Here is a 20728-nt window from a genome sequence, read left to right as displayed (position 1 = left end):
CGTTTTCACGCGAATGTCGTGAACCACAAAAGGCCGATCGTGCCGAGCATCATCGCGGGCACCAGGACGAGCGTCTCCATGCGATTGCCGGTGCGGCTGACGACGGCGACCTGGAAGCGGGCCCCGATCGGCCAGAGCAGCGGCACTCCCTGCTTGGTGAGGAAGTCGCCGAGCAGGTGCGCGATGCAGCCCAGGATGACCACCAGCGGCAGCCAGTCCGGAGCGGCGGGCATCCAGTGGTTGACCACGGCCGTGCCGGCGCCCGCGAGTGCGACGATCGTGATCCACGAGGCGAGGCCCTTGCCCGGCGGGCAGATGTGCAGCGCCCGCAGGGCGAGCGCGAGCAGCAGGAAAACCACCGAAAGGGTGAACGGCCTGCCCAGGAACTCGACGCCGACGAAGGTGAGCAGGCCGGCCAGGATCACGAAGGCGATCGAGTGGGTCGCGTGCCGGTGGCCGCCGGACGCCTTCGCGACGGCCTTGCAGACGAACCGCGACACCGGCCCGAAGAAGTTCGCGATCGTGCCGTTGGCGTGGTCGAGGTCGGGCAACAGCGCCGCCCCCGCCGTCAGGAACGTGCCGATCACGATCTCGGCCGGCGACAGGTGGTTGTGCCACAGGTGCTGCGGCACCGTCGGCCCCGCGGCCGCGAAGACCAACGCCCCACTCACCGCGTGCGAATGCCCGAGCATTCCCCCACCCCGCCCCGCCGTTGCCGCCCACGTTCGATGCTCGAACGTCTGCCCGAGCATCGGGTGAACATGCCTACATGGCGCAGCTCTGGGTATCCACGGCCCGGTCGCCGACCACGCCGGCCTCGGCGTCCGCCCGGATCTCCTCGACGGTGAGCGCGTAGCCCGTGGAGTCGTCGTCGAGCGACTTCGCGAAGATGACGCCGGCGACCCTGCCGTCCGGCGAGATCAGCGGCCCGCCGGAGTTGCCCTGGCGGACCTTCGCGTACAGCGAGTAGACGTCACGGCTGACCGTGCCGCGCTTGTAGATGTCGGGACCGCCCGCCTGGATCCGGGCCCGTACCCGGGCGGCCTCGACGTGGAAGCCGCCGTTCTCCGGGAAGCCCACCACGACCGCGTCCGCGCCGCTCTCCACCTTCGGCTGGAACTGGAGCGGAGTGGCCTTGAGGCCGGGCACCTTGAGTACCGCGATGTCGCGCTTCCAGTCGTAGAGCACGACCTCGGCCTGGTATTCGCGGCCCTCGCCGCCGATCTGCACGGTGGGCTTCTTGACGCCGCCCACGACGTGGGCGTTGGTCATCACGCGCTGCGGGGCGTAGACGAAGCCGGATCCCTCGATGACCTTGCCGCAACTCTTCGCCGTCCCGACGATCTTGACGATGCTGTCGCGGGTCTCCTGGACGGCGGGCATCGACAGCAGCTTGGGGTCCGGCGGTGGGACCTGCGGGATGTCCTCGCGCACGAACGGGCTGAAGACCTGTGGGAAGCCGTTGCGGTCGAGCACGTTCCCGAACGAGGAGAACCACGTGTCGGCGCCCTGCGGCAGCACCTTCTGCACGCCGCCGAGCACCTGGGAGGAGCGCACCTCGCGCGAGACGGTGGGCACCGACGAGCCCGCGACGGACGAACCGATCAGCCACACCACGATCAGCAGCGCGCACACGCTCACGATCGAGCCGCCCGCGGCGTCCACGAGCCGCGCGGGCCGCCACGTGAGCTGCCGGCGCAGCCGGTTGCCCGCGGCGGTGGTCAGCGCCTGCATCGCGGTCGCGAGCACGAGCACGACGCAGATCGCCGCGATCGAGGGGCCCAGGCCCGGCTCGAACCGGTTGAGCAGCGACGGCACGAGCCACATGCCGAACACGCCGCCGCCGATGAAGCCCAGGAACGACAGCACGCCCACGATGAAGCCTTGCCGGTATCCGGAGATGGCGAAGGCCACCGCGGCGGCGAGCAGCAACAGGTCCAGGACATTCACGCGCTCACGTTCTCACGTGCGGACCCGCGCTGTCCGCTGCCGTGCCGGTTCGTCGAATACCGGTGACAGACCTGTACACAAGCGGTGTTGACGCATCATCAGGCCCCGACGGCGGCTCGCGCCGACGGCCGTCGGGGTCGGTGCGGCCACTCGGTCCGCGCGGTCAGTCCTCGACCAGGGGTTCGGACGCGGTCTCCTCGAAGCGGTCGAAGCCGCGCGCGGCGAGCCGCTGCTCGGTCTCGGACAGCGTCACCTCGCGCCGGGTGTCCCACGGCCGCTCCCAGCCCGTGTGGTGCAGCACGCGGTCGATGAGCCCGGCGGTGAAGCCCCACACCACCAGATCGTGCACCAGGAACGCGGGGCCGAGGTGGCCGCCGGGGTGCCGCAGCCGGGCGCGGTTGGCCGGGTCCGTGAGATCGGCGATCGACACGCGCAGCACGCGCGCGACCTCCTCGGGCGCGCCGGGCGCGACCTCGCTCTCCTGCTCCCACCACGCGAGCACGGGCGTGACCACGAAGTCGCTCACGGGGATGTACAGATCGGGCAGCCGGCCGAACACGCGCACGCCCGAGGGGTCGAGCCCGACCTCCTCCTGCGCCTCGCGCAGCGCGGTGCCCTCCGGGCCGTCGTCGTCCGGGTCCACCGAGCCGCCGGGGAACGCCGGCTGGCCCGCGTGCGAGCGCATCCGCGCGGCGCGCTGGAGCAGCAGCAGATCCGGGCCGTCGGGGCCCTCGCCGAACAGCATCAGCACGGCCGACCGCCGACCGCCCTCCGCCGGCGGCAGGAAGCGGCTCAGCTGCTCCGGGCTGATCGACTCGGCCGCGCGCGCCACCGGGCGCAGCCATTCCGGCAGATCCGCTTCGGCCCAGGTCTGGATCCCGGTTCCGGTCTGGGTCACCCGGCGTCTCCCTCGTCGTTCGCTGTGTTCTTCGGGGCGTCGTGCGCCGCGTTCTTCGGCGCCTCGTGTGCCGGGTTCTTCGGCGCCTCGTGTGCCCCGTCCCGCGGCACGGCCAACACCGGCTTGGCCGGCGGGTTCAGCCGCTGACCCGGTTGTCCCGCCATCTCGTACTTGAGCAGCTTCCCGGCCTTGATCGGGTCCGTCTCGCCCTCGCCGTACGCGGGACACAGCGGCGCGATCGCGCAGGCCCCGCAGGCCGGGCGGCGGGCGTGGCAGACCCGGCGGCCGTGGAAGATCACCCGGTGCGACAGCAGGGTCAGATCCTTGCGCGGGAACAGCGCCGCGACGTCCTTCTCGACCTTGACCGGGTCCTCGTCGGTGGTCCACCCGAACCGCCGGGCCAGTCGCCCGAAATGCGTGTCGACGGTGATCCCCGGCACCCCGAAGACCTCGCCGAGCACGACGTGGGCGGTCTTGCGGCCCACCCCCGGGAGCGTGACCAGGTCGGCGAGCCTGCCCGGCACCTCACCGTCGTACCGCTCCAGGACGGCCTGCGACAGCCCGAGCACCGAGCGGGCCTTGGCCCGGAAGAACCCGGTCGGCTGGATGATCGCCTCCAGCTCGGCCGGCTCGGCGGCGGCCATCGCGGCGACGTCGGGGTAGCGGGCGAACAGCGCCGGGGTGACCGTGTTGACCCGCCGGTCGGTGGTTTGCGCGGACAGCACGACGGCGACCAGCAGCTGGAACGCGTCGCCGTAGTCGAGCTCGCAGTGCGCGCCCGGGTATATCTCGCCCAGTTCACGATTGATCCGGCGCGCACGGCGCACCAGAGCGATGTGCGACTCGACTTTCACGACTTTCGCGGAGCTCCGCGACCTGCGCGGCGCGGGCTCCGTCACGTTGCTCGACACCCGGCCAGAGTACGCAGATGCGCGAGGCGTACGGTCGAGCAGGCCGCACACGCTTGATCACAGGAGCGACATGTCCGGTTACTACTGATCCGCCCGTTCGTGATCCAGACCACCCCGCGTGATGATTGCGAGTAGCGGTGCGTCAGACTGTGACCGATCGCACTGTTTGACCGTCCGGCATCATTGGTGTCCCCAAGCCGGCTAGGAGGAACCTCGTGGACGACGTTTTGCAGCGGGCTCCGCTGTTCGCGGCGCTCGAAGATGAGGACGCCGCTGAGCTGCGGGCCTCCATGACGGAGGTCGCGCTCGAGCGCGGCGACTCGCTCTTCCACGAAGGTGACCCGGGCGACCGGCTGTACGTGGTGATCGAGGGCAAGATCAAGCTGCACCGCAGCTCCAACGACGGTCGCGAGAACATGCTCGCGGTGCTCGGCCCGGGCGAGATGTTCGGCGAGCTGTCGCTGTTCGACCCCGGACCGCGTACGGCGACGGCGACCGCGCTCACCGACGTACGGCTGCTCGGCCTGGGCCACTCCGACCTGCAGCCCTGGCTGACCGGTCGGCCCAAGGTCGCGGCGGCACTGCTGCGGGCGATAGCCCGTCGCCTGCGGCGGACCAACGAGAGCCTGGGCGACCTGGTCTTCTCCGACGTCCCCGGCCGCGTGGCCAAGGCGCTGCTCGACCTGTCGCGCCGCTTCGGCGTGCCGGCCGACGAGGGAATCCACGTCGCGCACGACCTCACCCAGGAGGAGCTGGCCCAGCTGGTCGGCGCCTCGCGGGAGACCGTCAACAAGGCGCTCGCCGACTTCGCCAGCCGCGGCTGGCTGCGCCTGGAGGCGCGTGCGGTGGTCCTGATGGACGTCGAGCGGCTGTCCCGCCGCTCGCGGTAGCACTTCGGACGACGACTGTGGGGCCCGCCGTCGGCGGGCCCCACAGTCGTGTTCGGGCGTCCCCGTTCGGGTGTCCGCCGGGTTCAGGCGTCTGCGCGCTCGGCGAGGTACTCCAGCTGGGCGCGGACGGACAGCTCCGCGGCCCACCACAGCCCGCGGTCCACGTCCGCGTAGACGCGTTGCACGACCTCGGGGGCGGTCTTGTCGCCCGCCGCCACCGCGGCCTCGACCTGGGCCAGCCTGGCGGCTCGGTGGGCCAGGTAGAAGTCGAGCACGCCGGCCGCGTCGTCCAGGATCGGCCCGTGTGCGGGCAGGATCACGGTGGCCTCGCCGGATTCCGCCAGCGCGCGCAGTCGGCGCAGCGAGTCCAGGTAGGCGCCGAGCTTGCCGTCGGGGTGCGCGACGACCGTGGTGCCGCGGCCGAGCACGGTGTCGCCGGTGATCACGAACCGGTCCGCGGCGACCACGAAGCACACCGAGTCACCCGAATGGCCGGGCGTGGCCACGACGCGTAGATCCAGGCCACCGTCGTCGATCACCTGTCCGTCGCTCAGGCCCTCGCCGCCGTAGCGCCACTGCGGGTCGACCGAGTGCACGACGGCATTGGTGAGCGCCTTGAGACCGGCGACGCCCGCCGAGTGGTCGGGGTGGCCGTGGGTGAGCAGGATCCGGCCCACCCGGCGACCGTCGGCGGCCACCGCGGCCACGATCGCGCGCAGGTGGCCCTCGTCGTCGGGGCCCGGGTCGATCACGACGGCGGTGTCCGAGCCGGGCTCCGCCACGATCCAGGTGTTCGTGCCGTCCAGCGACATCGCGCTCGGATTCGGCGCGAGCAGACACGTCACCCGGGGGCTCGCGGGCCCGCCGATGCTCGAACGGGGGTTGCCGGGCAGGGGCTGTGCGTTCATGAGCGCATCCTGTACCAGTCGGGTGTCTCAGTTCCGGTGGGGCCTCATCGCAGCCCGAACGGGTCCGCGATGCCGGGCCATTCGAGGACGAGGCGATCGCCGTCGAAGCGGCCCTGCGCCATGATCGGCGTGATCTCGCGATCCGCCGCGGCCGCCAGGGCCGCCGCGGGGTCGGCGAGTTCGGCCATGTGGCGCAACGTGTCGATGGTGGGCGGCAACATCGCCATCTCCTGCGCGCGGTGCTGCGCGAGCGCGTCGGCGGGCCGGGCCCAGGTGACCCGGTCGGCCTCGCCCGAGACGTCGCGCGTGCGCTGCCCGGCGGGCAGGGCGGCGACGAAGAACCACGTGTCGTAGCGCCGGTCCTCGAACTCCGGGGTGACCCAGCGCGACCACGCGCCGAGCAGGTCGGAGCGCAGCACCAGTTCGCGGCGCTCCAGGAACTCGGTCAGCGTCTGCTCACGCGCGACCAGGGCCGCGCGGTCGGCCTCCCAGTCCTCGCCGGTGGTGTCGGAGACGATCGTGTTCGCGTTCGGACCGGCCAACAGGACGCCGGACTCCTCGAAGGTCTCGCGGACCGCCGCACAGACGATCGCCCGGGCCTCGGAGGCGCCGGTGCCGAACCGCTTCGCCCATTCGGCGGGGTCGGGCCCGGCCCAGGCCACGGAGTGGTCCGCGTCGCGCGGGTCCACGGCGCCGCCGGGGAAGGCGTACATGCCGGCCGCGAACTTCATCGTGGTGTGCCGGCGCAGCAGATACGCCTCGGGCCCCTCGGGCCGGTCGCGCAACAGCACCACGGTCGCCGCCCGCCGCGGCGCGACGGGCTCGGCCTCGCCGGCGATGATCGCCCGGGCCCGCTCGACCCAGGACGCGGGCAACCCCGACGGCGCGCCACCCGCTTGCGTACTCCCAGATTCGGCCATGGCCCGGATCGTACGCCTGACCGAGTCAAGTTCCATCCGACACCCCCGAAAACCGACCGGATCCGATCGGACCCGACTGGGGGATCCAAGGATCCTTCCGATTACTAGCTCCAGAGATAGTATCTCCTGCGCTACTATCTCTGGGACCAGTATTACCGTGTCACCACGATGGGACCCTTCGCATGCATCGCTTCATCGGCCGGGGTCGAGAGCTGCGCACACTGCGGAACGCGCTCGACGAGGTTCGCGAGGCCGTGGGTGCGGCTCGGCCCGGCCAGTGCGTGCTGATGCGCGGTAGGCGGCGCGTGGGGAAGTCCACTCTGGTCGAGGAGTTCCTCCGGCAGGCGGCGGTCCCCCACCTCTTCTTCACCGCCGGCGGTGGCTCCGCCGAGGACGAACTGGCGGAACTGCTCGACGCCGCTGCCGCTTCCACGCTGCCCGAACACGCGCTCTTCGCCGAGGAGACGCCGAGCCAGTGGAACGCGGCCTTCCGGCTGCTGGCGGAGATCCTGCCCGACGACACCCCGAGCGTGGTGGTGATCGATGAAGTGCCCTACCTGATGGAGCGCGTCGACGCCTTCGAGGGCATGCTCCAGCGGGCCTGGGACCGGTTGCTCAGCCGGAAGCCGGTCCTGTTGCTGCTGGTCGGTTCGGACCTGTCGATGATGGAGGCGCTGGACAGCCACGAACGGCCGTTCCATCAGCGAGGACGCGAGATGGTCGTGGGTCCGCTGAACCCGGCCGACATCGGCGAGATGCTCGACTTGGAGCCGGCCGCCGCCTTCGACGCCGCACTGATCACCGGTGGCCTGCCGCTGATTTGCCGGGAGTGGCGGCCCGGGGCCTCCATGTGGGAATTCCTGGAGACCGCGCTGGAGAACCCGATCTCCGCGCTCCTGGTCTCGGCCGAGCGGTCACTCGCGGCGGAGTTCCCCCCGCAGGCGATGGGCCGGGAGGTGCTGCGGGCGATCGGAACAGGCGAGCGGACCTTCACCAACATCGCGCGCGCCGCCGGCGGGATCGCCCACAGCACCCTCACCAGGGCGGCGGACCTGCTGATCGACAAACGTGTCGTGGCGGCCGAACTTCCGATCTCCCTGCACCCCTCGAAGGAACGCCGCTACCGCGTGGCGGATCCGTATCTGCGGTTCTGGCTGGCGTTTCTCGATCCGCACATGGCGGAGATCGAGCGCATGCGCGGAGACCTCACCCTGGCCCGGACGCGAGACCGGTGGACCAGCTGGCGAGGGCGCGCCGTCGAGCCGCTGATCCGAGAGTCCCTCGCCCGCCTTCTGCCGGCCGGCGAACTGCCCGCCGCCCCCGCCGTCGGCGGCTACTGGACCCGAAGCAACGACGTCGAGATCGACCTCGTGGGAGCCGACCGACAGCCCGTGGCCGAGCAGTTGCTGTTCCTGGGGTCGATCAAATGGCTGGAGTCGTCCCCATTCGACGCCCACGACCTCGCCGCCCTGCACAAGCACAGAGCCGCCCTCACCGACGCCCCCCTCCCCCTCGTCGCAGTCTCCCGAAGCGGCATCACCTGCCCCGGCCTCCAGGCAACCTTCTCCCCGGAGGACCTCCTCGCGGCCTGGCGCACCCGCTGAACGCAGGCCGCACGAAGTCGACGGCAGGCCCTGTCAGCGGGGGACCTGGGGCGGGCGATCCCGCTGCTCGAACCAAACCTCGCCGACTCCGAGCGAGAACTGCGCGCCGCCCACCCCGGCACGCTGATCTTCCGCAACAACCTCGCGTACGCGTACGAGTCGGCGGGGGACCTGGGACGGGCGACCCCGCTGTACGAACACACCCTGGCCGACTCCGAGCGGATACTTAGCCCCGGTCATCCGTTGATTGCGCTGGTGCGGGCGAACCTGGAACGGGCACGGTCCACGTAACGGTTGCGAGGCCGGCCGTCGGCGAAGGCGCGCGGCCGTCGGATCCCGTCCGGCATCGTGTTCACGGTGCCGGCGGCGATGTCCGGCACCGCAGGTGCCTGGACCTTTCGCCCCTTAAGACCAGGACCGGGCTTGAAACGTGACGCGACGAGCGCGTGATACCGGTCACGGCATCGTTGCCGCACAAGCAACCGGCGTTGTCCGATCTCTCGTTGATCACCAACTGGAGACCCAGCACTCTTGAGGTGCACGAACACGCCGGATACCCATGGAATTCCGATGAACTTTCTCCCGGCGTGGCACACCGCTTCGCCGACGCCGACGGCGCCCGCGTCTTCTCTCGCGAAGCCGGTCCCGCCGACGCTCCCGTGCTGCTCCTGCTGCACGGATTCCCGTCCGCCTCGCACCAGTTCCGCCGACTCATCGATGTGCCCGGCAACCGGTTCCGGCTGGTCGCACCCGACCATCCCGGATTGAAGATCTGGGGCGTTATGGACCACCGCGACCGCGACCGGCTGACGACCGGCACACGAACCGACCAATCGCACAAGAAAGATGATCTATATGTCGCACACCATCGTCAATCCTGACGGTCTGCACAACCCGGTCCCGTTCGGCTACAGCCACACCGCCGCCGTCCCGGCCGGCACGGACCTGGTGTTCATCTCGGGTCAGTACGGATCCGACGCAGAGGGCTCGGTCGTCTCGACGGACTTCGCCAAGCAGGTGGAGCAGGCGTTCGGCAACCTCGGTGTCGCTCTTGCCGCCCACGGGCTCGACTTCAGCCACGTCGTCCAGCTCAGGACGTACGTGGTGGGCCTTGACTTCGCCAAGCTCGGGGCCATCGGCGGGGCCGTGCAGGGTGGCGGCGCCAACCCTCCCACGAACACCGTCATCGGGGTCGCCGGCCTGGCTATGCCCGAGATCCTGTTCGAGGTCGAAGCCGTCGCCGCGCGGTCCTGAAATAGTCGCCGCCGCCTGTGTCCGGAGGCTGTTCATCCCGGCGCGGGCGGCGGTTCAGGAACAGGTGGCAAGCAACGAAACGGGTCGCAACCGGGTGTGAAGGTCGGTTCTGGCGTACTTGATGCATGAAGTGAGACAGAGCCATCAAGGAATCCAAGTCACAAGCACGGCGACCTGCATCGGAACGGTGAACGGCGGTAACTCCGTCCGGCCGACCCCGCTGACGCCGTTTTCCGGTCGGTTGCAGCTCGTATCCCCGATGGTGTGTCAGACCATGGTGAGCCGGTCCACCAGGAGTTCCAGCCTCGGTTCGGCGTACTCCGGCGGGAGCCGTCCGGACCGGGTCAGGGTGGCCAGACCGTGGAGGGCGGCCCAGAACGTCTCGGTGAACACGCCCGGGTGGACGCCGTCCCCGGCGGCCTCGCCGAGGGTTTCCAGCAGCGCGGCGAAGGCGTCCTTGAGCGGTTCCGGGGTGTCCTGGTGCGCGAAGGCGAGGCCGCCGTCGAGGTGGAAGACGGCGTCGTAGACCGCCGGGTTGCGTGCGGCGAAGTCGAGGTAGGCGCGGGCGAGGGCGGCGACCCGGGCGCGCGGGCCGTCCGCGGCGGCGGTCGCGGCGCGCACCGCCGCGGCCAGTTCGGCGGCGCCCTGGAGGGCGACGGCGCCGATGATCTCGCGTTTGCCGCGGAAGTGGCTGTAGAGGACGGGCTGGCTGTATTCGATGCGTTCGGCGAGGCGGCGGGTGGTGACCGCGTCCCAGCCCTGCTGTTCGGCGAGTTCGCGGGCGGTCGCCACGATGAGGCGTTCGCGCTCGGCGCGTTCGCGTTGCTTGCGTTCCTGTACCGACATTCCTCGATCCTAGCATCGCTAGACAAGAGAGCGGCAGCAGTACTAGCTTTGCCCCATCACCTAGCAGTGCTAGATATTTGGAGGGGTCGTCATGCTCAGCACACTCGAGGTGTTCACCACCGTGGTCGTCGGCGTGATGGTGGGGGTGGAGTTCGCCGTGGCCTTCGTCATGAACCCGATCCTGAACGCGCTGCCCGAGGACAGCCGCCAGAGCGGCCACGCCCACGGGGGGCGGATGCTCGGCGCGGTGATGCCGGTCTGGTACATCGGCTCGCTCGTCCTGGTCGGCGTCTGGGCCGTCGCCGGACGGCACCACGACGGCACCGCCCTGGTCGTCGCCGCCGGCGCGCTGCTGCTCCTGAGCGTGGTGATGTCGGTCCTGCTGCTCGTCCCGATCAACAACCGGAACAAGACGTGGACCCCGGAGAACCGGCCCGCGGACTGGCAGGAGCAGGTGCGCCGCTGGGAGCGCCTCCACTACGTCCGCGTCGCCGTCATCATCGCCGCCTTCACCCTCCTCGTCAGCGCCCTCGTCTGAACCCGCAGGCCCACCCGCCCCGGCCGTCACGACGTCCGTCGGGACAGCGCCGGGACGTCGGGGCCACGGGACGAAGTCCCCGCCCGCTCCCCGCTCCCCGCTGTCGCTGACGCGTCGCCTCGCGGGCGATGCGACGCCCGCCGCCGATCCCGCTCCGCCCTGCCCTGCCGTACGACACCCTCAGGAGAATCTCAATGACCATGAAGCGCTTCGCCACCGTCCTCGCCGTCCTCGGCGGCCTGTTCCTCCTCTACACCGGGATCAGCTACCTGCTCGCGCCGCAGGCGACGGCCGAGGGGTTCGGGCTGCCGACCTGGCCACAGGACCAGGGGGAGGGGTTCCTGGCGGTCAAGGGCATGCGCGACATCGGCTTCGGACTGGTAATCCTCGCGCTGGTGCTCGCCGGGCAGCGCAAGGCGCTCGGGCTGGCGATGGCGGCGATGGCCGTCGTCCCGGTCGGCGACATGACGATCGTGCTGAACGAAGGCGGCTCGACGGCGACCGCGTACGGCGTCCACGGGCTGGCTGCGGCCACCGTCGCGGTGACCGCAGGACTGCTGCTGCGCGAGCGGCCGGCAACCGCCTGAAATCCGCACGAGAGTCGGATTGAGGATCAAGAGACGCGGATGCTCGACCTGGACGGCTGCGGCCCTATGCTCCACCAACTCACCAGCGCCCAAGATTCGCCGAGTCCTGACGAAGTTCGACTACCCGCCCGACGAGGAGCGCGAGGCCATCGACCTGGTCCTCATGCAGATGGAGACGTTCGCCAGGCAATGGCCCCGGGGGCGAAGTCGCGGCGGTGCCTGGACTCGCCGCAGCGGCGGCCGGATGCTTGGCCACCGTTGCGGTGCTCAGTCTCGGTTGCCTGCCGTGTCTGCGGTGAAACGGGACCAGGCGGTGGGCGAGAGGGTGAGAGGGTGGATCCGTACGTCCTTGGTGTCCCGGACACGAACCACCTCAGGGCGCACGGCGACCTCGACGCAGTTGTCGCCGGAGCTGCCGCTGTAGCTGCTCTTGAACCATGTCGACTCTCGGGTACTCATAGCGCTCCTCGCATCTCCTCCAACAGGCTCACCGTGGCGTCGTGGCCGAGGGCCTGCGAGCGCAGCCTGCCATAGCGTTGGAGCATCGCGCTCACGTCTTTCGGACTTGTGATCAGGACGCTGGATTGTTGGCCCTCCGAGTATCCGACCCAGTTGTGCTCGGTGGTTTCAGCCAGATAGATGAGACCGTCGATGCCCGCATGGTCCTCCCGGCACAGAGGCATGACCTGGATCTCCACGTTGCGCCGCTTGGTGTGCTCGAGGAGGTGGTTTATCAGGGCACGGGTGACCTCCCTGCCTCCCAGGCGCCTTTCCAGCAGGGCTTGTTCGATGATGAAGCTGAACGCCGTGTTCGGCCGTTCGACCAGTAGGCGCTGTCGTTCGAGGCGAGCGGCCACCTGCTGTTCGATTTGGTCTTCGGAAAGCGGTGGAAGCCTACGCTCGAAGATGGTTCGGACGTACATCTCCGGTTGCAGTAGTCCGGGGATCGCCCGGCACTCGTACGTGCACAGCGACACCGCGTCTTCCTCGATCCCCGCCCACTGCCGGAACCACGAGGCCAATCCCGCCTTGCGGGACAAGCTCTGCGCCGCCGCCTTCAGCACGCGTCCCGCAGTCGGTCCGAGTGCTGTCTCGGAGCGAGTCACGAGGTCCCGGGGCGGGAAGCGTTTGCCCTGTTCGATCTTGGCGATGTAGTGACCCGAGTAGCCCACGCATGGCGCGAACTCCTCTTGCGTCAGCCCGGCTTCGTCTCGAAGAGCCTTGAGAACCACGCCGAACGTCTTGAGACTGTCCGACAACTCGGGCTCACCGCACCTACCGCCGTTGTCCGCTGTCATCCCCGCCACCTTCCGTTCCCGTGCCCCGGCAACGTGATTCATTGTCACGGCGTGTTACTCGCCCAGTCCATACCGTCAACCAGTACAGATCGGGTTGTACTGGCGCAGTCCCTGTTCGTGACGTCGGCGAGCTGCGAACTCTGGGGCATGACATTTCCACTGACGCAAATCAGCGCCACCGCACGGGTGTTCGCACAATGCTTTTCGGCCACCGGGCGCGGTGCGCGCCGCGCGCGCCGTCTCGCCACGTACCAGCTGGCAACCTGGGGCATCCCGTACGGCAGTCGGGTCTCCGACTCGGTGGCCTTGATCGTCGGAGAACTCGCCGCAAACGCCGTGCTGCATGGCGGCGTTCCGGACACCGGCTTCGCGCTGCGACTCGCCTATGACAGCGCGACGGGTGTCGTTCGGGTCGAGGTGGCCGACGCCCATCCCGAACGACCCGTGAGCGCGCCGCCGCCGGCCGCAGACGCCGAGAGCGGCCGGGGTCTGGTAATCGTCGATTCCGTCGCGACCTGTTGGGGAGTGACCGAACGATCGGGGCCGGGCAAGGTCGTCTTCGCGGAAATGAATACCCGCGATGAGGATCTGCCTGGGTCTCCATGATCTCGATAGCTCGGCGAACAGGCGGTCCGCGCGCTGGCTTTGCTCAGCCCCGAAGCTCGAAGCACAGGCGCCGGGCATCGGGTGTCGAGGGTCGAGATCCGAGCGCCCTTTTGTTGGATTGGGCGGTTATTTGAACCCACCCACCCACCCTCCCCATGCCCGCGCGTGGGGCGCGGGGACCGGACGCGATCTGCATGTATGACTATTCGTGACCGGCTTGCAGCGCAGCGTCGCAGCGTCCTAGGTTCGCGACAACGAACGACCCCGGCAGGTGCATCAACACCGAACCGGGGTCTGACCACAACGATCGTGAACCTGAAAGGCGATCCCATGGCTTGTGATGACTTTAACGCCGCCCCGCGCCACGCCGCGCATCCAATGGCCAATCCGGGTTACGGCAAACGCGTAGTCCCCGACCAACCCCCGCGCCGCAGGCACGACTTCGCACACCTGCCCGAACGTGAGGCGTACATCGCCGCCTACGTCGACCGCCTGCCCGACGGCGCCGCGATGGACGTCAAGACACTGGCCAAGTCCCTCCCCCGCTACGGGCAGCAAGCCGTCCGCTCCGCGCTCACCGCGCTGTCCGCAGCCGGCCACCTGCGCCGAGTCCGCGAGGCCGTCGGCGGCGACCAAACGCGCTGGGTGTACCGGACGTACTTCTCCCGCACGGCCTGCGACGACACCTGGTGGGCCCACTTCCTGACCGCCGATCCGCCGGCCCCGGCTCCGGCCCCGGTCGAGCCCGCGAAGCCCACCGTGACGCCACCTCCCGCAGCGAGCAGGGAAGTTCGCGCAGCCGAAGCCCCCACCACATCGTCTCCCGAACGCGAACCCACCCCACGCGCCCGGCAGCCCACAGCCTCACCGCCCGCCGCAGATCCCCCCGCTCCATCCGACGCCCACCGCGCCCCCACCGGCCCCCGCTCCGCCGCGTACGAAGCCCTCGGCGAACTCGGCCACAAAGACGCCCGGTTGACCCTCTCCGCCACCGACTGCGCCACGCTGGAACCCCTCGCCGCCACCTGGCTCGCACGCGGAATCACCAAGCCGCAGCTCGTCCTCGCGCTGACGGCCGGCCTGCCCGACCAGATCCACGCCCCGGGCGCCTTCACTCGCAGGCGACTCATCGAAAAGCTGCCCCCCGAGCCCCTGCGAGCTGAAACCACTACACCCGAGACACCTCCGCCTCCCCGCCGCCTCCTGGAATGCACAACCTGCGCCGTGCCAGGACGCCCCGAAGCCCTTCCCGGCGGCCTCTGCCGGACGTGTCGCCACGAACAACCGTCGGCTCCCGGCACCGGCCTACCCGTGCACGAGGTCCGCCGACGCGTCCAAGAATTGCGTCGGGCCTTCCACGCCCGCCCTGCCGACTCGGTCGGGACACATGGCTGATGAGGCCGCTCGGATGTGGCGCGTCGAGGTGGACCAAATCTTGTCCCATTTGGAAACCTGACCGATCTTCGCGCGTCGCCACTCGCCGATACGTCGGCACAGGACCAGGGCTTCGACTCGTCGCAGCGTAGGGACGCTGCCTGGAGGGGGCGAGAACCGGATCCGTCAGGACCGCTTCTCGGTTCGGGGCGAACGGCGTCGGCCCCGGCCACCTGGTGGTGGTCGGGGCCGACGGCTTGCGGGTCGTCGTTGTGGTCCGCGGCGTCCGGGTCAGACGACCTCGACGAGGAGTTCCACCTCGACCGGGGAGTCCAGCGGCAGTACGGCCACGCCGACGGCGCTGCGGGCGTGTCGCCCGGCCTCGCCGAAGACCTCGCCGAGCAGCTCGCTCGCGCCGTTGATCACACCGGGCTGACCGGTGAAGTCCGGGGCGCTGGCCACGAAGCCGACGACCTTGACCACCCGGCGCACCAGGGACAGGTCGCCCAGCTCGGCCTTGATCGCCGCGAGCGCGTTGAGCGCGCACTGCCGCGCGAACTCCTTCGCCTCCTCGGCGGTGACCTCGGCGCCGACCTTGCCGGTCGCGGGCAGCTTGCCGTCGATCATCGGCAGCTGGCCCGAGGTGTGGATGTAGTTGCCGGTACGGATCGCCGGAACGTAGGCCGCGACCGGGGGCACCACGCCCGGAAGGGTCAGACCCAGATCGGTGATGCGCTGTTCGGGGCTTGCTTCGCTCACTGGCCCGCCACCTGCTTCGCCCGCTTCATGTAGGCCACCAGGCTCTCGGGGTTCGGGCCCGGTACGACCTGCACGAGTTCCCAGCCGTCGTCACCCCAGTTGTCCAGGATCTGCTTCGTCGCGTGGACCAGCAGGGGGACCGTCACGTATTCCCACTTCGTCATGTCTGAAGACTTTAGACGGACACGTCCGGCGGTTCGACGGGGCGCCACGCCACCGGCGAGGACAGCACCATCGTGCTCGACGGTTGCCCGTGCTCGCCGAGCCGGTCGATCAGCACCTGGAAGTCGGCCATCGTCGGGACCGCGACCATCAACAGGCAGCACGCGTCGCCGGTGACCCGGTGCACCTGGAGCACCTCGCGCCACTCGCGCACAGTGTCCGCGTCCCGGCGGAGCAGGCACGCGGGGCCGTAGCAATTCATCCGGACCAGCGCGATCACCCCGCGCCCGGCCGCCGCCGGATCCACGTGCGCGTGGTAGCCGGTGATCACCCCGGCGTGTTCGAGTCGGCGCACGCGGGTGGCCACCGCGGGCGCGGAGAGGTTGATCCGGCGGGACAGTTCGTTGAGTGAGGTCCGCGCGTCGCGCTGCAGCTCGGCGAGCAGAGCGCGGTCGATCGCATCCATGTTCATCCTCGGTTCACGATCGTGAGAGATCTGCCGTTCGACACCTTGGGAGCGTAAACCGAATCGCCTCCGGTGGTGCCCGACACCCATTCCCAACCGAATGGTCGAACGGTTTCATGTGGGCATTCCCCGACCGACCCCTCCGGACTCCGGTGGGATGCGCACGAGAGGTGGTCCGCGATGCCAGCCGGTGGACATGCGGTGGAGACCGAGACGACGGGCGGCTGCCCGATGGCGGGCCCGCACCAGGACTTCCCCGGCGCGACCGCGCCGCCCTACTCGGACTACGTGCACCTCGACCAGCTGCTCTCGATCCAGCAGACCCGCACCGACGTGCCGGCCGAACTCTCGTTCCTGATCTCGTCGCAGGTCATGGAGCTGCTGTTCGCGCTGCTCCGGCACGAATGGACGATCGCGGGCGAGCAACTCGACGCCGACGACGTGCCCGGCGCGACCGGCACGATCCGGCGCAGCATCCGCGAGCTGGACGTGCTGGTGTCCACCTGGGACCTGCTCGCGACGCTCACCCCCGGCGAGTTCGGGGCGTTCCGCGGGGCGCTCGGCGATTCGTCCGGCTTCCAGTCGCACCTGTACCGGCACCTGGAGTTCCTGCTCGGGATCAAGCGCGCGGGCGTGCTCCGGCCGTACGTGGGCGCGCCGGCCGTGCACGCCGACCTGGACCGCTCGCTGCGCGCCCCGAGCCTGTACGACCACGCGCTCGGCGTGCTGGCCCGCCGGGGTCTGTACCGCGCCGACGAGACCTCGGACCCGAGCCGTCCGTACACCCCGTCCGAGGACGTCGAGCGAGCCTGGGCGAGCGCCTACACGGACGGCGTGCGCGACCTGATCGAGCTCGGCGAGGCGCTCACGGATGTTTCCGAGCGCTGGACACGCTGGCGCGAGCGGCATCTGGCCGCCACACTTCGAGCGCTGGGAAATCGGCCGGGCACAGGTGGTTCGGCCGGAGCATCTTGGTTGGAACAGACCGTACGCGTGCGCGTTTTTCCCGAATTGTGGACCATGCGCACCTTGGTCGAACCTTCGAAGGCTGATTCATCTTCATCGAAAGATGGTGTGGCATGTCCGATCCCTTGCTGAACGCGGTCGCCGGTGATTCCCCGGCCCGACCCTCCTTCGCGCTCGACTCGACGTATCGAACAAGGGCCGCCGAGCTCGACGCGGCCGACCCGCTGGCGCACGTGCGCGAGCGATTCCTGTTGCCCGCCGGGGTGATCTACCTCGACGGCAACTCGCTCGGCGCGCTGCCCGCCGCCGTGCCCGAGGCGTTGAACGACGCGGTGCACCGCCAGTGGGGCACCGACCTCATCCGCTCGTGGAACGCCAACGGCTGGTGGGAGGCCCCCACCCGGATCGGCGACACGATCGGGACGCTCGTGGGCGCCGCCCCCGGCCAGGTCGTGTGCGGCGACTCGACGTCGGTACAGATCTTCAACGCGGTCGCGGGCGCGCTGCGGCTGCGACCGGGTCGCACCGTGGTCCTCGCCGACCCGGACAGCTTCCCCACCGACCTCTACCTGACCGAATCGGTCGCCGACCTGCTCGGCGCGAAGGTGCGCCGGGTCCCGGTCGCCGAACTGCCCGCCGCGCTGCGCGCCGAGGGGGACGCGGTCGCGGCGATCGCGTACAACCACGTCGACTACCGCAGCGGCGCGCTGCGCGACCTGCGCGGCCTCACCGCCGCCGCGCACGACGCCGGCGCGCTCACGATCTGGGACCTGTGCCACTCCGCCGGCGCACTGCCGGTCGACCTGGATGCCAACGACGTCGACATCGCCGTCGGCTGCTCGTACAAGTACCTCTCCGGCGGCCCCGGCGCGCCGGCGTTCATCTACGTCGCCGCACGGCACATCGCCGGCTTCGCGCCGGCCCTGACCGGCTGGCACGGGCACGCGAACCCGTTCGGCATGGAGGCCGGGTACGCGCCGGCGCCCGGCATCGAGCGGGCCCGGATCGGCACCCCGCCGCTGCTGTCGATGCTCGCGCTCGAGGCCGCGCTCGGCGCGTACGAGGGCGTGGACATGCGGGCGGTGCGGACCAAGAGCCTCGCGCTGACCGACCTGTTCATCGAGTGCGTCGGCGCGCTCGGCCTGGAAACGCTGACCCCGGCCGAGCACGCGCTGCGCGGCAGCCAGGTCGCGGTCCGCCACTCGGAGCCGCACGCGGTGATGTCGGCGCTGATCGATCGGGGTGTCATCGGCGACGTCCGGCCCCCCGACGTGCTGCGGTTCGGCTTCAACCCGCTGTACGTCGGCTACGCCGATGTCGTGGAGTCCGTACGGATCCTCGGGGACATCCTGGAGACGGGGGCGTACAAGGACGCGCGCTACGCCGTTCGGGCGACGGTGACGTGACTCGGGTCACCACTGGGGTATCACCTCGGACCCCGCGGGGACCGGGTGGTTAGGCTCGACTCGTGAGTTTGGGTGCGAGGTCACGCGAGTCCGGGATTTCCGCGGGTACGGCCGTATGGGGCATGCCGGTGGGGGCAGGGATCCGGGCATGCCACGCACCCGGAACGACCGCCCCGTCGGCCGCCTCGGTCGGACGCGCTGGACGGACACGATGACGGCGACAGCGGTGGGCGCACATACGACCGAGGGAAACGGCGACTGGGAGGGTGTGCGCCTGCACGTCGTCAGCGGCAAGGGCGGCACCGGCAAGACGACCGTGGCCGCCGCCCTGGCCCTGGCCCTGGCCGGCGGCGGGCGCAGAACCCTGCTGGTCGAGGTCGAGGGGCGGCAGGGCATCGCCCAACTCTTCGACTGCCCGCATCTGCCCTACGAGGACCGCAAGATCGCGGTCGCCCCGGGCGGTGGCGAGGTGTACGCGCTCGCGATCGACCCGGAGGAGGCCCTGCTCGAATACCTCGACATGTTCTACCACCTGGGTCGGGCCGGAAAGGGCCTGAAGAAACTGGGCGCGATCGACTTCGCGACCACCATCGCGCCGGGTCTGCGCGACGTGCTGCTGACCGGCAAGGCGTGCGAGTCGGCCCGCCGCCGGGTGCAGGGGAGATTCGCCTACGACGCGGTGGTCATGGACGCGCCGCCCACCGGTCGGATCGCGCGCTTCCTCAACGTGAACACCGAGGTCGCCGGGCTGGCCAGATTCGGCCCGATCCACACCCAGGCCGAGGCGGTGATGGGCGTGATCCGCTCGCCGCAGACCGCCGTGCACCTGGTCACGCTGCTGGAGGAGATGCCGGTCCAGGAGACCGTGGACGGCGTCACCGAACTGCGCGCCTCGGGGCTGCCCGCCGGCGGCGTGGTGATCAACATGGCCCGCCCGCCGCTGCAGGCCGAGGACGAGAGCGACACCGGGCAGCGGCTCACCCCCGAGCTGCTCGAGGCCGGCCTCGTCGCCGGCGGCATCAAGCCCACGCGGCCGCTGGTGGCGTCCCTGCTCGCGGAGGCCGACGAGCACGCGAGCCGGATCGAGCTGGAGAGCACCGGTCGCGGCCTGGTTCGCGGCCTGGACCTGCCGGTCTACGAACTGCCGCTGCTGGCCGACGGCATGGACCTGGGCGGTCTGTACCGGCTGGCCGAGGCGCTGCGCGAGCAGGGGATGGCATGAACAGGCTGGACATAGACGCGCTGATCGACGACTTGGGCACGCGCATCCTGGTGTGCTGCGGCTCCGGCGGGGTCGGCAAGACCACCACGGCCGCGGCGCTCGGCCTGCGCGCGGCCGAACGCGGTCGGGACGTGGTGGTGCTGACCATCGACCCCGCGCGTCGGCTCGCCCAGTCGATGGGGCTGACCGAGCTGGACAACACGCCCCGCCGGGTCGTCGACGTCGACGAGAGCAAGGGCGGCAGCCTGCACGCGATGATGCTCGACATGAAGCGCACGTTCGACGAGATCGTCGAACAGCACGCGGACCCCGAGCGCGCGCAGCAGATCCTGGACAACCCGTTCTACCAATCGCTGTCCTCCAGCTTCGCCGGCACGCAGGAATACATGGCGATGGAGAAGCTCGGCCAGCTGCACGCGACCGGCGAGTGGGACCTGATCGTGGTGGACACCCCGCCGAGCAGGTCCGCGCTCGACTTCCTCGACGCCCCCCAGCGCCTCGGCTCGTTCCTCGACGGTCGGCTGATCCGAATCCTGTCCGCCCCCGCCAAGGTGGGCGGGCGCGGTGCGCTCAAGTTCCTGTCGGCGGGCATGGGGCTGATGACCGGCGCGCTCAGCAAGGTCGTCGGCACCCACCTGTTGACCGACATCCAGACCTTCGTGGCCGCGCTCGACACCACGTTCGGCGGCTTCCGCAAGCGCGCCGACGCGACCTACAAACTCCTCCAGGCCCGCGGGACGTCGTTCCTGGTGGTCGCGGCCCCCGAGAAGGACGCGCTGCGCGAGGCCGCGTACTTCGTCGAGCGCCTGGGTACCGAGCGCATGCCGCTGGCCGGCCTCGTGCTCAACCGCGTGCACGCGACCCGCGCGGGCCGGCTGTCCGCGGAGCGGAGCGTGGCCGCCGCCGAGGCGTTGACCGAGCAGGCCGACGGCGAGCAGGACGACGAGTCGCCGCGCCCGGCCGACCTGCGCCTGGTCGCGGGACTGCTCACGCTGCACGCCGAGCGGCTGCGCGTGATCGACCGCGAGGAGCGCATGCGCACGCGCTTCACCTCGATCCACCCCGAGGTGCGGGTGGCCGAGGTCCCGGCACTGCCCGGCGACGTGCACGACCTGGACGGTCTGCGCGTCATCGGCCAGAGCCTGGGCTCGGGCTGATCTCGT

Annotated in this window: 25 protein-coding genes and 1 pseudogene; 14 read left to right on the top strand and 12 right to left on the bottom strand. The window is 70.3% G+C overall.

Annotated elements, in window-relative coordinates:
* Positions 1-5: 5 nt before the first annotated feature.
* The 4 genes from OG928_RS18595 to nth form a co-directional block, all read right to left on the bottom strand.
* Positions 6-692 carry a metal-dependent hydrolase gene (locus OG928_RS18595; RefSeq protein ID WP_406285074.1) on the bottom strand — a complete coding sequence of 229 codons (687 nt, stop codon included), beginning with the start codon at positions 690-692 and terminating at the stop codon, positions 6-8.
* 73 nt (positions 693-765) lie between these two features.
* Complete coding sequence (locus OG928_RS18590; RefSeq protein ID WP_406285072.1) at positions 766-1950, bottom strand: MarP family serine protease; 1185 nt, start codon at positions 1948-1950, stop codon at positions 766-768.
* A 163-nt stretch (positions 1951-2113) separates the two neighbouring features.
* Positions 2114-2848 carry an NUDIX hydrolase gene (locus tag OG928_RS18585; RefSeq protein WP_406285069.1) on the bottom strand — a complete coding sequence of 245 codons (735 nt, stop codon included), beginning with the start codon at positions 2846-2848 and terminating at the stop codon, positions 2114-2116.
* Positions 2845-3747, bottom strand: coding sequence for an endonuclease III (gene nth, locus OG928_RS18580; RefSeq protein ID WP_406291065.1), 903 nt, complete (start codon positions 3745-3747; stop codon positions 2845-2847). The genes OG928_RS18585 and nth overlap by 4 nt, the downstream gene beginning before the upstream one ends.
* A 227-nt stretch (positions 3748-3974) precedes the next feature.
* Here nth and OG928_RS18575 point away from each other — a divergent pair, with 227 nt between their 5' ends.
* Positions 3975-4649 (top strand): Crp/Fnr family transcriptional regulator, encoded by a 675-nt coding sequence (locus OG928_RS18575; RefSeq protein WP_020554920.1) that lies wholly within the window; start codon positions 3975-3977, stop codon positions 4647-4649.
* Positions 4650-4732: 83 nt separating this feature from the next.
* Here the strand turns inward: OG928_RS18575 and OG928_RS18570 are convergent, their stop codons facing one another.
* Complete coding sequence (locus tag OG928_RS18570; RefSeq protein ID WP_406285067.1) at positions 4733-5557, bottom strand: MBL fold metallo-hydrolase; 825 nt, start codon at positions 5555-5557, stop codon at positions 4733-4735.
* Positions 5558-5601: 44 nt separating this feature from the next.
* The gene (locus tag OG928_RS18565) at positions 5602-6477 is read right to left on the bottom strand and encodes an NUDIX hydrolase (protein WP_406285065.1); all 876 of its coding nucleotides are present in this window, start codon (positions 6475-6477) and stop codon (positions 5602-5604) included.
* A 182-nt stretch (positions 6478-6659) separates the two neighbouring features.
* Here OG928_RS18565 and OG928_RS18560 point away from each other — a divergent pair, with 182 nt between their 5' ends.
* The 4 genes from OG928_RS18560 (at position 6660) to OG928_RS18545 (ending at position 9335) form a co-directional block, all read left to right on the top strand.
* Positions 6660-8081 (top strand): ATP-binding protein, encoded by a 1422-nt coding sequence (locus OG928_RS18560; RefSeq protein ID WP_406285063.1) that lies wholly within the window; start codon positions 6660-6662, stop codon positions 8079-8081.
* A gap of 30 nt (positions 8082-8111) precedes the next feature.
* A complete protein-coding gene (locus OG928_RS18555) occupies positions 8112-8372 on the top strand; it encodes a tetratricopeptide repeat protein (protein WP_406291063.1) in 261 nt (86 codons plus the stop codon).
* 212 nt (positions 8373-8584) lie between these two features.
* The gene (locus tag OG928_RS18550; RefSeq protein ID WP_406285060.1) at positions 8585-8962 is read left to right on the top strand and encodes an alpha/beta fold hydrolase; all 378 of its coding nucleotides are present in this window, start codon (positions 8585-8587) and stop codon (positions 8960-8962) included.
* Positions 8937-9335, top strand: a complete 399-nt coding sequence (locus tag OG928_RS18545) for a RidA family protein (RefSeq protein WP_406285057.1) — start codon at positions 8937-8939, stop codon at positions 9333-9335. Before OG928_RS18550 ends, OG928_RS18545 begins: the two co-directional genes overlap by 26 nt.
* Before the next feature lie 267 nt (positions 9336-9602).
* Here the strand turns inward: OG928_RS18545 and OG928_RS18540 are convergent, their stop codons facing one another.
* On the bottom strand, positions 9603-10181 hold the full coding sequence (locus OG928_RS18540; protein ID WP_406285054.1) for a TetR/AcrR family transcriptional regulator: 579 nt from the start codon (positions 10179-10181) through the stop codon (positions 9603-9605).
* Between the two features lie 91 nt (positions 10182-10272).
* Between OG928_RS18540 and OG928_RS18535 the strand changes: the two genes are divergently transcribed.
* The 3 genes and pseudogenes from OG928_RS18535 to OG928_RS18525 form a co-directional block, all read left to right on the top strand.
* The gene (locus OG928_RS18535) at positions 10273-10719 is read left to right on the top strand and encodes an anthrone oxygenase family protein (protein WP_406285052.1); all 447 of its coding nucleotides are present in this window, start codon (positions 10273-10275) and stop codon (positions 10717-10719) included.
* A gap of 194 nt (positions 10720-10913) precedes the next feature.
* Entirely contained in the window at positions 10914-11306 is a 393-nt protein-coding gene (locus tag OG928_RS18530) for a DUF4267 domain-containing protein (RefSeq protein ID WP_406285051.1), read from the top strand.
* A gap of 19 nt (positions 11307-11325) precedes the next feature.
* Positions 11326-11481: pseudogene (locus OG928_RS18525) on the top strand (hypothetical protein); the annotation flags it as partial.
* 92 nt (positions 11482-11573) lie between these two features.
* Here the strand turns inward: OG928_RS18525 and OG928_RS18520 are convergent.
* Together OG928_RS18520 and OG928_RS18515 are read right to left on the bottom strand one after the other, a co-directional pair.
* Positions 11574-11765, bottom strand: a complete 192-nt coding sequence (locus OG928_RS18520) for a DUF397 domain-containing protein (RefSeq protein ID WP_406285049.1) — start codon at positions 11763-11765, stop codon at positions 11574-11576.
* Positions 11762-12604: a Scr1 family TA system antitoxin-like transcriptional regulator gene (locus OG928_RS18515; protein WP_406285047.1), complete on the bottom strand. Its 843-nt coding sequence runs from the start codon at positions 12602-12604 to the stop codon at positions 11762-11764. Before OG928_RS18515 ends, OG928_RS18520 begins: the two co-directional genes overlap by 4 nt.
* A 147-nt stretch (positions 12605-12751) precedes the next feature.
* Here OG928_RS18515 and OG928_RS18510 point away from each other — a divergent pair, with 147 nt between their 5' ends.
* Positions 12752-13210 (top strand): ATP-binding protein, encoded by a 459-nt coding sequence (locus tag OG928_RS18510; protein WP_406285046.1) that lies wholly within the window; start codon positions 12752-12754, stop codon positions 13208-13210.
* Between the two features lie 378 nt (positions 13211-13588).
* The gene (locus tag OG928_RS18505; RefSeq protein ID WP_406285045.1) at positions 13589-14605 is read left to right on the top strand and encodes a MarR family transcriptional regulator; all 1017 of its coding nucleotides are present in this window, start codon (positions 13589-13591) and stop codon (positions 14603-14605) included.
* Between the two features lie 270 nt (positions 14606-14875).
* Here OG928_RS18505 and OG928_RS18500 read toward each other — a convergent pair whose 3' ends face one another.
* From OG928_RS18500 to OG928_RS18490, 3 genes are read right to left on the bottom strand one after another with little or no spacing between them, the layout of a single operon-like run.
* Complete coding sequence (locus OG928_RS18500) at positions 14876-15343, bottom strand: RidA family protein (protein WP_406285043.1); 468 nt, start codon at positions 15341-15343, stop codon at positions 14876-14878.
* A complete protein-coding gene (locus OG928_RS18495; protein WP_406285040.1) occupies positions 15340-15507 on the bottom strand; it encodes a hypothetical protein in 168 nt (55 codons plus the stop codon). Before OG928_RS18495 ends, OG928_RS18500 begins: the two co-directional genes overlap by 4 nt.
* A gap of 11 nt (positions 15508-15518) precedes the next feature.
* Positions 15519-15971 (bottom strand): Lrp/AsnC family transcriptional regulator, encoded by a 453-nt coding sequence (locus OG928_RS18490; RefSeq protein WP_406285037.1) that lies wholly within the window; start codon positions 15969-15971, stop codon positions 15519-15521.
* 180 nt (positions 15972-16151) lie between these two features.
* Here OG928_RS18490 and OG928_RS18485 point away from each other — a divergent pair, with 180 nt between their 5' ends.
* The 4 genes from OG928_RS18485 to OG928_RS18470 all read left to right on the top strand — a co-directional run bounded on the left by OG928_RS18485 (position 16152) and on the right by OG928_RS18470 (position 20722).
* Positions 16152-17069, top strand: a complete 918-nt coding sequence (locus tag OG928_RS18485; RefSeq protein ID WP_406285034.1) for a tryptophan 2,3-dioxygenase — start codon at positions 16152-16154, stop codon at positions 17067-17069.
* Positions 17051-18343, top strand: a complete 1293-nt coding sequence (kynU, locus tag OG928_RS18480) for a kynureninase (RefSeq protein ID WP_406285032.1) — start codon at positions 17051-17053, stop codon at positions 18341-18343. The genes OG928_RS18485 and kynU overlap by 19 nt, the downstream gene beginning before the upstream one ends.
* A 211-nt stretch (positions 18344-18554) precedes the next feature.
* Positions 18555-19565 carry an ArsA-related P-loop ATPase gene (locus OG928_RS18475; protein ID WP_406291061.1) on the top strand — a complete coding sequence of 337 codons (1011 nt, stop codon included), beginning with the start codon at positions 18555-18557 and terminating at the stop codon, positions 19563-19565.
* Complete coding sequence (locus tag OG928_RS18470; RefSeq protein WP_406285029.1) at positions 19562-20722, top strand: ArsA family ATPase; 1161 nt, start codon at positions 19562-19564, stop codon at positions 20720-20722. Before OG928_RS18475 ends, OG928_RS18470 begins: the two co-directional genes overlap by 4 nt.
* Positions 20723-20728 lie beyond the last annotated feature (6 nt).

The organism is Embleya sp. NBC_00896, assembly GCF_045207785.1.
Lineage (GTDB): Bacteria > Actinomycetota > Actinomycetes > Streptomycetales > Streptomycetaceae > Embleya.
This window is presented reverse-complemented; position numbering and strand designations above follow the sequence as displayed.

Coding starts and splice junctions, on each gene's coding strand:
- OG928_RS18595 (WP_406285074.1), bottom strand. CDS start 692: ATGCTCGGGCATTCGCACGCGGTGAGTGGGGCGTTGGTCTTCGCGGCC.
- OG928_RS18570 (WP_406285067.1), bottom strand. CDS start 5,557: ATGAACGCACAGCCCCTGCCCGGCAACCCCCGTTCGAGCATCGGCGGG.
- OG928_RS18565 (WP_406285065.1), bottom strand. CDS start 6,477: ATGGCCGAATCTGGGAGTACGCAAGCGGGTGGCGCGCCGTCGGGGTTG.
- OG928_RS18560 (WP_406285063.1), top strand. CDS start 6,660: ATGCATCGCTTCATCGGCCGGGGTCGAGAGCTGCGCACACTGCGGAAC.
- OG928_RS18545 (WP_406285057.1), top strand. CDS start 8,937: ATGTCGCACACCATCGTCAATCCTGACGGTCTGCACAACCCGGTCCCG.
- OG928_RS18540 (WP_406285054.1), bottom strand. CDS start 10,181: ATGTCGGTACAGGAACGCAAGCAACGCGAACGCGCCGAGCGCGAACGC.
- OG928_RS18535 (WP_406285052.1), top strand. CDS start 10,273: ATGCTCAGCACACTCGAGGTGTTCACCACCGTGGTCGTCGGCGTGATG.
- OG928_RS18530 (WP_406285051.1), top strand. CDS start 10,914: ATGACCATGAAGCGCTTCGCCACCGTCCTCGCCGTCCTCGGCGGCCTG.
- OG928_RS18520 (WP_406285049.1), bottom strand. CDS start 11,765: ATGAGTACCCGAGAGTCGACATGGTTCAAGAGCAGCTACAGCGGCAGC.
- OG928_RS18515 (WP_406285047.1), bottom strand. CDS start 12,604: ATGACAGCGGACAACGGCGGTAGGTGCGGTGAGCCCGAGTTGTCGGAC.
- OG928_RS18510 (WP_406285046.1), top strand. CDS start 12,752: ATGACATTTCCACTGACGCAAATCAGCGCCACCGCACGGGTGTTCGCA.
- OG928_RS18505 (WP_406285045.1), top strand. CDS start 13,589: ATGGCCAATCCGGGTTACGGCAAACGCGTAGTCCCCGACCAACCCCCG.
- OG928_RS18495 (WP_406285040.1), bottom strand. CDS start 15,507: ATGACGAAGTGGGAATACGTGACGGTCCCCCTGCTGGTCCACGCGACG.
- OG928_RS18490 (WP_406285037.1), bottom strand. CDS start 15,971: ATGGATGCGATCGACCGCGCTCTGCTCGCCGAGCTGCAGCGCGACGCG.
- OG928_RS18485 (WP_406285034.1), top strand. CDS start 16,152: ATGCCAGCCGGTGGACATGCGGTGGAGACCGAGACGACGGGCGGCTGC.
- kynU (WP_406285032.1), top strand. CDS start 17,051: ATGTCCGATCCCTTGCTGAACGCGGTCGCCGGTGATTCCCCGGCCCGA.
- OG928_RS18475 (WP_406291061.1), top strand. CDS start 18,555: ATGACGGCGACAGCGGTGGGCGCACATACGACCGAGGGAAACGGCGAC.
- OG928_RS18470 (WP_406285029.1), top strand. CDS start 19,562: ATGAACAGGCTGGACATAGACGCGCTGATCGACGACTTGGGCACGCGC.